This window comes from Desulfomarina sp. (genome assembly GCF_054039375.1).
The window spans coordinates 1-10,823 of the sequence record NZ_JBPLBA010000098.1 but is presented as its reverse complement, the minus strand read 5'-3'; the positions used below and the strand labels follow the sequence as shown (position 1 = coordinate 10,823).

At 50.1% G+C, this 10,823-nt stretch carries 8 protein-coding genes; 6 read left to right on the top strand and 2 right to left on the bottom strand.

Annotated elements, in window-relative coordinates; translation table 11 throughout:
* Window positions 1-416: 416 nt before the first annotated feature.
* Complete coding sequence (locus ACXLDX_RS05510; RefSeq protein ID WP_457576196.1) at window positions 417-2,414, top strand: methyl-accepting chemotaxis protein; 1,998 nt, start codon at window positions 417-419, stop codon at window positions 2,412-2,414.
* A gap of 87 nt (window positions 2,415-2,501) precedes the next feature.
* Here the strand turns inward: ACXLDX_RS05510 and ACXLDX_RS05505 are convergent, their stop codons facing one another.
* Complete coding sequence (locus ACXLDX_RS05505) at window positions 2,502-3,059, bottom strand: DarP family protein (protein ID WP_457576195.1); 558 nt, start codon at window positions 3,057-3,059, stop codon at window positions 2,502-2,504.
* Between the two features lie 9 nt (window positions 3,060-3,068).
* Complete coding sequence (gpmI, locus tag ACXLDX_RS05500) at window positions 3,069-4,712, bottom strand: 2,3-bisphosphoglycerate-independent phosphoglycerate mutase (RefSeq protein WP_457576194.1); 1,644 nt, start codon at window positions 4,710-4,712, stop codon at window positions 3,069-3,071.
* Between the two features lie 222 nt (window positions 4,713-4,934).
* Here gpmI and ACXLDX_RS05495 point away from each other — a divergent pair, with 222 nt between their 5' ends.
* The 5 genes from ACXLDX_RS05495 (at window position 4,935) to ACXLDX_RS05475 (ending at window position 10,820) form a co-directional block, all read left to right on the top strand.
* Window positions 4,935-5,534 (top strand): hypothetical protein, encoded by a 600-nt coding sequence (locus ACXLDX_RS05495; protein WP_457576193.1) that lies wholly within the window; start codon window positions 4,935-4,937, stop codon window positions 5,532-5,534.
* Window positions 5,531-6,796 carry a molybdopterin molybdotransferase MoeA gene (locus ACXLDX_RS05490; RefSeq protein WP_457576192.1) on the top strand — a complete coding sequence of 422 codons (1,266 nt, stop codon included), beginning with the start codon at window positions 5,531-5,533 and terminating at the stop codon, window positions 6,794-6,796. Before ACXLDX_RS05495 ends, ACXLDX_RS05490 begins: the two co-directional genes overlap by 4 nt.
* Window positions 6,793-8,721, top strand: a complete 1,929-nt coding sequence (locus ACXLDX_RS05485) for a molybdopterin biosynthesis protein (RefSeq protein ID WP_457576191.1) — start codon at window positions 6,793-6,795, stop codon at window positions 8,719-8,721. The genes ACXLDX_RS05490 and ACXLDX_RS05485 overlap by 4 nt, the downstream gene beginning before the upstream one ends.
* A 146-nt stretch (window positions 8,722-8,867) precedes the next feature.
* A complete protein-coding gene (locus ACXLDX_RS05480) occupies window positions 8,868-10,595 on the top strand; it encodes an aldehyde ferredoxin oxidoreductase C-terminal domain-containing protein (protein WP_457576190.1) in 1,728 nt (575 codons plus the stop codon).
* Window positions 10,596-10,820, top strand: coding sequence for a MoaD/ThiS family protein (locus ACXLDX_RS05475; RefSeq protein ID WP_457576189.1), 225 nt, complete (start codon window positions 10,596-10,598; stop codon window positions 10,818-10,820).
* Window positions 10,821-10,823: the final 3 nt, after the last annotated feature.

The following is a 10,823-nucleotide window of genomic DNA, read 5'->3' as shown; positions in this document are numbered from 1 at the left end:
CATTTTCTGCTTTTTTAAGTTTATTCTGCAATGTTTCCTGCTCATCGGCAGACGCTTTTTCCAAAGTTCTCCTGGTCTCATGCACCACTCTGTGGGCACGATACAATTCCAGCGCAAGTGCCTTAATCGACATTCAAATCTCCCTTAAATCTTTTTATAATTTCCGCAATCATTTTCCCATAAACCTGACAAAACTCCCGCTATAGAAAGAAAAACAGAGATAAAATAAATTAAAATCTTTCCTGTTCTTCCTTGACTGAGTCCTGTTTTTTTTCATACCATTAAATATCTGAAGTGCATACTTGGGGCGGGAATTGATACCATCACCATGCTCCTCAATAATAAATCAATGAAATCGCCATTACACGGACATCCGGTTCTGGCTGTTTACAAAAATATTACACTATACACCCATTATGAATACTAAATCTATTGGATTCCGTCTCATTGCCGGAGGCTGTATTGCCGTAATTCTCCCTCTTCTTGTTGTCGGCTATCTTTCAACCAATAAAGCATCCAGGGCTCTTGAGCACCTTGCGACGACCAATGCCCGGTCGGGAGCCGAAGACCTGGCGACCCTGGTGGAACATATTCTCATTGAAGAGAAAAAAATTGTGCTTGCCCTGGCATCAGACAGCCTTGTCCGCTCGGTGGCACAGAAGGTAAAAAATAATGGAATAGCCGGAACAGTTGAAGATATAAAAATCCTTCGGGCTGATATGAAGAAAAAGTATAAACACCTGGGCTCAAATTATCTCGGTATTTTTGTAACCGATGTGAACGGTAAATTGTATACAGGTGAAAGAGCAGGAGGAAAAGAGTACAAGGGCTCTGATGTCTCCTCCAGAGGTTATTTCAAACAGGCAAGGCAAAACCTGAAAGCGGTGGTCGGGGATGTGGTTCGCTCCAAATCAACAGGAGTTCTCATTTCTGTTGTCTGTGCCCCCATCATCTCGGATTCAGGTGAATTTCTCGGCATTTTCGGTATGCCCATGAAGGCAACCACCCTGACAAAACTGGTTTCGGACAAGACCGTCGGTAAAACGGGTTACGCCTTCATGATCAACAACTCCGGCGTAATTATTGCTCATCCAAAGGAAAAATTCATACTCAATCTCGATCTGAACACGTTAAAGGGAATGGAGACAATCACCAGGAACATGCTGGCCGGAAAAAGTGGTATAGACCAGTATGAATTCAAAAATACCAAAAAGATCGCAGGTTATGCTCCCATCAAGATCACCGGCTGGAGCGTAGGGATAACCCAGAACCGTGACGAACTGCTTGGCGCAGCAACGACCATCAGAAACAGCACCATGGGAATCGGTGCCATATCTCTTCTGCTTGTTTCCACCCTTATCTATTTTGCCTCGAAGGCCCTTATCCGGCCGATCAACCAGGCCGTTGCCGGCCTGAAAGATATTGCCGAAGGTGAAGGAGACCTCACCATGCGGCTGCCCGTGGCCCCGATACAGGAAGTTGGTGAAATGGCAACCTGGTTTAATGTTTTTATTGAAAAACTACAGAAAATAATCTCCCAGATTGCCGAAGACAGCCAGAAAGTGGCCCAGTCCGCAACAGGTCTTTCCACCATTTCCCGACAACTGCATGACAATGCCGGTGAGACATCCCAACTTTCAGACAGTGTTGCCGTTGCCGCTGAGGAAATGAGCTCAAACCTGAACAGTGTTGCCGCGGGCATGGAAGAATCGACCACAAATACGACAATGGTGGCCAGTGCTGCAGAAGAAATGACGGCAACAATCAGTGAAATTGCGGCCAACTCCGAGCAGGCCAGGGACATTTCGGAACAGGCTGTTAAACAGGCGGAAAGCACATCCGAAAAAATCAGCGAACTTTCTGTTGCAGCCCAGGCCATCAACAAGGTTACGGAAACAATAACGGAAATCTCGGAGCAGACCAACCTTCTGGCCCTCAATGCCACAATCGAAGCGGCACGGGCAGGAGAGGCGGGCAAAGGTTTTGCCGTGGTTGCCAATGAAATCAAGGAACTGGCCAAACAGACCGCTGAAGCGACTTTCGATATTAAGAATCAGATCAACGAAGTTCAGGTGACCACTTCGGGTACAACAAAGGAAATTGATGAAATATGCAGTGTCATCAAGCAGGTAAATGAAATAATCGCCACCATTTCCACCTCTGTTGGAGAACAGTCTGCGGCGACCGGGGAAATCGCAACCAACATTTCCCAGGCATCGCAGGGGCTGGGAGAAGTTAATGAAAATGTCAACCAGATATCGGTTGTCGCAGACTCCATTGCCAGGGATATCACCAGAGTCAACACCTCATCCACGCATATTTCAGCAAGCAGCGGTGAGGTGAAAACCAGCGCAGACACCTTGCATGATCTTTCCAGCAGGCTGACAACAATCGTTAATAATTTTAAGGTCTAACTGGCATTGTATTACCGGGAATTCAAGAAAGTATAAATTCGCGGTAATACAATCAAAGAGGTGCTGACTTGTGGGTATTTTTACAATTCAGGTCTTTTCCGGATTGATTCTGTTCAGCATGGCTTTCTTGTCTACTGCCGCCTTCAGAATCCTGAACACTTCCCGGTAATGGGAATGAACCCGTGTTCTGGTATACTGGAACACGGACTGTCTCAACTCTCTCTCGTTCAAAGGATAGGCGGCAGCAACGGAGGCAATTTCATCACCGGGCCAGTCCGGCTCCCAATCTTCTCCATTCTGCAGACAGAACTGCTGAAAATCCATCGCCTCATTGATGACCACATCCCTCAATCTCTCCGCTTCCTTATGGGCCATTGTCCGTTTCAGGGCTGAACCTTTTTTCTCAGCCAGATAATCAAGCAGTTCATCCATCGAATCCTGTCGCATCACCTTTGCAAGATATTTAACCTGTCTTTTCCGAGATCCACCCTTGAGTCCCCTGCAGGCTAAAATTTCAGCTTTCACCGCATCGCTGCCGGGAAACACCTTGAGGTCCCTGTCGGAAAGATTGGACAGCTCCAGGGCAGCCGCCTCTTCCTGTTTGAATCTTCTTTTTTTTGCCGATTTGCTGATTCGTTCAGTCATAGTCTTCCGTCAACAATCCTCCGCGAAGGGGTTCCATTGAAGCAGTGATGGTTCATAATCATCCGGCGGACTGAAACCGAGAAGAACACACAGGGTCGCTGCAACATTGGCCAGTCCCGGGTTTTCGATCTCATCCAGAGTAAAACAGTTACTGTCGCTGTAATCCTTCACTATGAAAGGCACTGGGTTAAGGGTATGAGCCACCATGGGTGTAATTGTGCCGTTTTTCTCCTTCCACATACAATCGGCGTTGCCATGATCAGCTGTTATAACGGCAACTCCGCCGGCTTTTTGGACTGCATCAAGTATTCTTTTCAGCGAAATATCAACAGTTTCCACAGCAATACGGATAGAAGCCGGGAATCCGGTATGCCCCACCATGTCCCCGTTTGCCAGATTGAGGCGAATAAATTTATGGTTGCCCTCACTAATTATCTCAAGAACCCTGTCAGTAATCTCCGCCGCTTTCATCCAGGGACGCAGATCAAATTCAATCCTGTCAGACGGAATTTCTTCATAAAGCTCAAGCGCCTCATCAATATAGCCGGACCTGTTACCGTTCCAGAAATAGGTCACATGGCCAAACTTCTGGGTTTCTGAGATGGCAAAAGAACTCACTCCCGACGCGCAGAGATACTCTCCGAGGGTTCTGTCTATGGCCGGCGGTTCGATCAGGTAATTCGCTGGTATTTCAGCATCGCCGTCATACTGCATCAATCCGGCATAAAAAACATCAGGTTTTCTCACCCGGTCAAATTCACTGAAATCCTCTTCCTCAAATGCCCTGGATATCTCAATGGCCCGGTCTCCCCTGAAATTAAAAAATATGACACCATCCCCATCCTCAATGGTACCAACGGGAATATCATCCTCCGCAATGACAAAACTTTCCATATATTGATCCGTCATCGCCGGGTCTTCCCTGTAATAACTTGACACCGCCTCGGAAGCCGATGAAAAAAACCTTCCTTCCCCAAGAACATGGGCTTTCCATCCCCTTTCCACAACGGACCAGTTTGCATTATAGCGATCCATAGTGGTGATCATCCTGCCGCCCCCGGAAGCAATTTTATAATCAGCTCCGCGCTCCGAAAGCCGGGACAATTTCTCTTCAAGGGGTTTGATATAATTCAGGGCGCTTCTGGGCTCCACATCACGTCCATCCAGAAGGGCGTGCACCCTGACTCTTTTAAATCCGTCTGCTGAGCACTGCTCAAGCAGGCCAAAAAGATGATCTATATGGCTATGCACATTACCATCGGAAACGAGACCGATGAAATGTACTGTTCCACCCGCCCCGGCACATTGTCGTATATTTTCCCAACTTGATCCTGCAGTAACCGATCCGGAAGATATCGCATCATTCACCAGCTGAGCCCCCTGTGAGAAAATCCTGCCGGCACCAAGGGCATTATGCCCCACCTCGGAATTCCCCATATCCTTTTCCGACGGCAGGCCGACCGCGGATCCGTGGGCCTTCAGACGGGTAAACAGTTTTTCCTGGTAAAGCCGGTCAAGAACCGGGGTATATGCCACATGGACGCCATCACTTTCATCACCGGCACCGATGCCCACACCATCCATTATCACCAGTACCACGGGACCGGAAAAACCGGAATATCCCGCATATTTTTTCAACCTGTCAACTGTCATTGTCTGTCCGTTTTTGGATGTTTATAATAAAAGATATCTTGACTCCCGTATCCCACATTAACTTCAGAAATAATAAAATTATAGAGTTGCTACCCCTGTGACCAATTACATTAGCTTTGCTAAAATCACCGAAATATTCTAATATGAAACCGGACATCGATCCTTTCCCCTTTCTCCGAATCCGGAACGGTTCAGGATTCAACAATAATTCGAGCATCGTCTATGGAAAAAGCCATACCACCAGCGGAACTTTCTCTCACGATCGATCCCCGGGACATATCATTTTATACTACTCTGTTACAGTCAGGAATAGAAATAAAATGTCCGCCAAATGAACCTGTCGCCCGTTTTCTCAACAGGCTGCCAGGTTTTACAGTGGATTACATCGCGGATATTGTGCAGACAATTTTCCTGGATGGCACGGCTGTAGATGATCTCACCACCCCTCTTTCCGGTAAAAAACCCGTCCTTGCACTTTCAGCAGCCATGCCTGGACTTGCGGGGGCAATATTCAGACGGAACAGTTTCCATGCCGCCCTGCGCACTATACCGGACAAAAAAAACAGTGCCAATAGAGAAACAGAAAAAATTACTGTCACGCTCAAACTGTTTAACTCCATCGCTTTTGAACGGGGTGAGGCACTGCTGCGAAATTCCATCACCATAAAGACTGGACATTTATTGAATTATCTGGCAAAACGTCCTTCGCTGTTTTCACAGATCAAACAGTGTGTACTTTCCGGAAAAACCGTACCCAAAGAAGAATTGTCTTCTCTTCTTGCAAATATTCCCCGAATTAAACTGACAATGATCAGGTCATGACTAACTCAGACAATCCCAGAGACATGCTCGGCAGAACCGGTTTGATTACGGTTGAAAAGGCCCTTCTGATTCTCAGACAAAATCTTGAAAATCTGACCAGGCAGGAAGAACAGATCCCCCTGGATCAGGCTCTTGATCGAATCCTCTCCCATCCTGTTATCTCTCCTGAAGATCTACCGGAAACGGACCGTTCAACCATGGATGGTTATGCGGTGAGAGCGGCGGACACATTTGGTGCCAGTCATTCAATGCCCTGTTACCTGAATATTACAGGAGAAGTGATCATGGGGGAAATGGCGCAGGGCAAGGTCAAAAAAGGGTGTTGTTTTAAAATCCCGACAGGCGGCCTGCTGCCATCAGGAGCCGACAGTGTCGTTATGCTTGAACATACCGTTCCCGTGGATGACACTATGATTGAGGTCATCAAGGGAGTGGGCGCCGGAACAAACCTTATCAAAAAAGGCGAGGATATAAAGCAGGACACCACAGCTTTGAACAGCGGACATCTTCTCCGCCCCCAGGATCTTGGACTGCTGGCCGGCCTTGGAATTGCCGAAATCAATGTGTATAAAAAAATCAGGGTCGGTATTGTCTCCACCGGCGATGAAATAATTCCTTTCCAGGAAAAACCCCTGACCGGTCAGATAAGAAACATAAATTCACTGACTCTCACCGGAATGGTCAGGCGACTTGGTGGAGAAGTAACCGACTACGGAATCGTTTCTGATCATAAGGACATTTTTTTTCCCGCTCTTGAAAAAGCTGTACAGGAAAATGATATCGTGCTCTTTTCCGGGGGCAGTTCCGTTGGTGTACGGGATCTCGGTGAACAGGCGGTGGAGGCCCTCGGCCCCCCCGGAATCCTTGTCCACGGTGTCGCTCTCAAACCGGGTAAACCCATTTTAATCGGCATGAGCGGTGACACTCCACTCTTTGGTCTTCCAGGTCACCCGGTTTCCGCCCTGGTCTGTTTTGATCTCTTTGTCCGCCCGGCGATCCGCGCCCTCCAGGGGAAAAACGAAATTCTTCCCAGGCCTGGCCTGAACTGTATTTTAAGCCGTAATATCAATTCCGCTGCCGGCAGACGTGATCTGGTGCGGGTAAAACTCAAACTCGAGAACGACACATGGACGGCCTACCCGATCCTTGGAAAATCCGGTTCCATCTCCACCCTCTCACGGGCCGATGGATTTTTTGTGATTGATGAGGAAAGCCAGGGTGTTTCCATGAATGATCAGGTTCTTGTATATCTCTACCAATGAGCAGACAACACAATATATATGTACGCAATACGGTCCTGGCAGAAGCCTTGACCATCTGGAAAAAAGCACTCGAAGAATACGGGTTCTACAGAAAATCTCCGGTGGAGAGTGTCAAAGTCGACGATTCCCTGGGCCGCATTACCGCCCACCCGGTTTTTGCCCACAGGTCATCCCCCTCCTACAACGCGGCCGCAATGGACGGAATTGCTGTCCATTTTGCCGACCTGAGCAGCGCCACCGAGGCAGCTCCCGTCCGGCTGAGCAGGGAGAGGTTTGTTCCCGTCAACACTGGAAATGCCATTCCGGAAGGGTTTAACGCTGTCGTTATGATTGAGGATGTTCATGAGGTCGACAAAGACCATGTGGAACTGCACATGCCCGCCACCCCCTGGCAGCACGTCAGGACCATCGGTGAAGATCTGGTGGCAACGGAACTGATCCTGCCGGAGGGACACAGGATCCGACCTATTGACCAGGGTGCCATGCTGGCCACTGGAGTAACTGAGATAGAAGTCCGTTGTCCCCCGAAGGCCTGTGTGATTCCCACAGGATCAGAACTTATCCAGCCGGACCAGGCCCCGAAGGCCGGGAATATTATCGAATTCAATTCGCGGATTCTTGCAGGTTATCTCAATGAATGGGGTTGCGTGGCCTCACGAGGCCTGCCGGTGCTTGACGATCCGGAACAACTCAAGGAAACAATCAGGGCTGCGGCCCGGAAAAACGATATAGTCATCCTCAACGCGGGTGCTTCTGCCGGGACCAGAGATTACAGTGCAAGGGTCCTGTCCGAAGTGGGAGAAGTCATTATTCACGGGGTGGCCATCAAGCCTGGAAAACCAGTCATTCTTGCAATGGTCGAAGATACACCTGTAATCGGCCTGCCGGGTTATCCCGTCTCCGCTCTGCTCACCATGCGTCTTTTTGTCCGTGAAATGATATATGATTTTCTGGCATTACCACTGCCCGACCCGCAAATCATTGAAGCAGTCATGTCCCGTCCCCTCCACTCTGCCATGGGCGTCGACCAGTTCGTCCAGATCACCCTGGGCAGGGTGGGTGAAACCCTCATGGCCACTCCTTCCGGTAAAGGTGCCGGTGTTGTCATGTCTCTGGTTCGTGGAGACGGCCTGCTCACCATCCCCACCGGCAGCGAAGGCGTGGGCGCCGGGGAGAAGGTGAAGATCGAGCTTCTCCGCTCCCGCAACGAGATTGACGCGACTCTTGTTTTCATAGGCAGCCACGACAATATCCTTGATCTGCTGGCTAATCAGCTGTATCGGCAACGCCCCGTTGTCCGTATATCGTCCGCCCATGTGGGTTCCATGGGTGGAATTATGGCCATCAGGAGGGGCGAAGCCCATATTGCCGGAACTCACTTGCTCGATGAGAATACAGGTGAATACAATATTTCTTTTATCAGGCGATTTCTAAAGGATATTCCCCTGCAGCTCGTCAACCTCTGCTACAGGGAGCAGGGTCTGATTGTCGCCCCCGGAAATCCTGGAAACATTCAGGGTTTCAAAGATCTGGCGGATAAAGGTCATACTTTTATCAATCGCCAGAATGGCGCAGGCACTCGACTGTTGACCGACAAGATTCTGGCTGAAGAGGGAATCGATCCTGCTGACATCCAGGGGTACGGCCACGAAGAATATACCCATATGTCGGTGGCCGCAGCGGTGGCCAACAACAGCGTGGATGCTGGGCTGGGGATCAGGGCTGCCGCCAATGCCCTGGGTCTTGACTTCGTGCCTGTTGCTGAAGAACGTTACGATCTCATTATACCAAAAGCTTTTCTTGGAGAGAGCAAGGTAAAAACCGTTCTGGATCTGATTCGGGAAGACAGCACTTTTCATGAAACAATTCTTTCCCTGGGAGGTTATAACCTGCGGGATTGTGGCAAGGTTCTTTATGAACAATGACGGTTCAGGCTCTGTTGTTCACTTTCCGTCCATCTGCATCAACCGGCATGGCCGGACTCTATGACCGAGCCACAAAAAAACAATAAAAATCCCGACTGCGGCAATACAACCATAAGTCGCGGATTTTCAGACAAAAGGAGAAAAATATGACTGATAGAATTTTTCGTGTAAACATGTCCACTCTCACCACATCTGTTGAGGAAGTTCCGGCACAATGGGCGGGACACGGTGGTCGCGGCCTCACCTCAACCATTGTCGCGGCGGAAGTGGAACCCACCTGTCACCCCCTTGGTCCTGCCAATAAACTGGTTATCGCTCCGGGTCTGCTCTCGGGCACCGTTGCCGCAAACTCCGGACGAATCTCCATCGGTGCCAAAAGCCCCCTCACCGGCACCATTAAAGAGTCTAACGCAGGTGGAACAGCCGCACAACTCCTCGCCAGGGCAGGATGCAAGGCCATCATCATTGAAGGTCAACCGGATACGGATAAATGGTACAGCCTGGCGTTGACTCCCGAGGGCATCACCATCAATGAAGAAACAGAATTGATAGGCAAGGGCAATTTTGAAGTTCTCTCCGTCCTCGATAACCGGCTTGAAGGCAAGCAGGCCGTCCTCACCATCGGCCAGGCCGGAGAAATGCGGCTCGGTGCCGCAAATATTTCCATCAAGGATCCGGATGGCGGTCTCAGATCAAGTGGCCGTGGGGGTCTTGGTGCCGTCATGGGCTCCAAGAAAATTAAATTTATCACCATCGACCCCAGAGACGGAAAGGTGGCCATTGCCGATCCGGACAAATTCAAGCAGGCCAACCGGATCTTTGCCAAGGCGCTTGTTGACCACCCGATCAGCCAGGGACTCGGTCAATATGGAACCAATGTCCTGGTCAACATCATCAACGAAGCCGGGGGACTGCCCACCCGTAACTTCACCAGTGGTCAGTTTGACGGCCATGAAGCCATTTCCGGTGAAACCATGCATGACACCATCCTCGAACGGGGCGGCAGGGTCAAGCATAATTGTCACCCGGGATGCGTCATCCAGTGTTCCCAGGTCTATCATGATGCCAAAAAGGAAAAACTCACCTCCGGGTTTGAATATGAATCCATCTGGGCCATGGGGGCTGACTGTTGTGTTGAAAACCTCGATCATATTGCCGAAGCCGACAGAATCATGGATGACATCGGCATAGACACCATTGAGACTTCAGTGGCCATGGGGGTAGCCATGGAGGGTGGTGTGCTCGAATTTGGTGACGGTGCCGGTGTATGCAGAATTCTGAAAGAAGAAGTAGCCGGAGGGAGTGCTCTCGGTCGCATTATCGGCAACGGCGCCGGAGCCGTGGGCAGGGCTTTCGGGCTCACCAGGGTTCCGGTGGTCAAGAACCAGGCCATTCCCGCCTACGATCCCCGGGCCATCAAGGGTATCGGCATAACCTATGCCACCTCAACCCAGGGCGCTGATCATACCATGGGATATACAATTGCCACCAATATTCTCAACGTCGGCGGCAGTGTCGACCCCCTGACCAAGGAGGGCCAGGTCGAACTGTCCAGGAACCTGCAGGTGGCCACCGCCGCCATCGATTCCACCGGCATGTGTCTCTTTATCGCCTTTGCCGCCCTTGACAATGAAACATGCCTCCCGGCCCTGGTGGATATGCTCAACGCCCGGTTCGATCTCAGCCTGACCGGAGATGATGTTGTGAGTCTGGGACAGAGCATTCTCAAGACGGAGCGCGCGTTCAACACTGCTGCCGGTTTCACTGCGGCTGATGACAGATTACCCGAGTTCTTTTACACCGAGCCGCTGCCGCCTCACAATACTGTCTTTGATTTCAGCGATGAGGAAATCGCCACGTTCTGGGATTTCTAGATGCGGGTAACCATCAAACTTTTTGCCCATTTCAGGGATTCCCGGTTCAAGGTTGAGGACCGGGAAATCCCGGATGGAACAACGGTCGGGGATATAGTTGACTCCCTTGCTATTGACCGGGAAGAGGTCGGTGTACTGATGATCAATTCCAGGCATGCAGCTTTCGATTCAACACTGGACGAAAACTGCATGCTGGCCATCTTTCCAATGATCGGCGGAGGATGACCG

What these genes read in the sequence shown, in the direction of transcription:
- ACXLDX_RS05510 (WP_457576196.1), top strand. Translation starts at nt 417, where the DNA reads ATGAATACTAAATCTATTGGATTCCGTCTCATTGCCGGAGGCTGTATT.
- ACXLDX_RS05505 (WP_457576195.1), bottom strand. Translation starts at nt 3,059, where the DNA reads ATGACTGAACGAATCAGCAAATCGGCAAAAAAAAGAAGATTCAAACAG.
- gpmI (WP_457576194.1), bottom strand. Translation starts at nt 4,712, where the DNA reads ATGACAGTTGACAGGTTGAAAAAATATGCGGGATATTCCGGTTTTTCC.
- ACXLDX_RS05495 (WP_457576193.1), top strand. Translation starts at nt 4,935, where the DNA reads ATGGAAAAAGCCATACCACCAGCGGAACTTTCTCTCACGATCGATCCC.
- ACXLDX_RS05490 (WP_457576192.1), top strand. Translation starts at nt 5,531, where the DNA reads ATGACTAACTCAGACAATCCCAGAGACATGCTCGGCAGAACCGGTTTG.
- ACXLDX_RS05485 (WP_457576191.1), top strand. Translation starts at nt 6,793, where the DNA reads ATGAGCAGACAACACAATATATATGTACGCAATACGGTCCTGGCAGAA.
- ACXLDX_RS05480 (WP_457576190.1), top strand. Translation starts at nt 8,868, where the DNA reads ATGACTGATAGAATTTTTCGTGTAAACATGTCCACTCTCACCACATCT.
- ACXLDX_RS05475 (WP_457576189.1), top strand. Translation starts at nt 10,596, where the DNA reads ATGCGGGTAACCATCAAACTTTTTGCCCATTTCAGGGATTCCCGGTTC.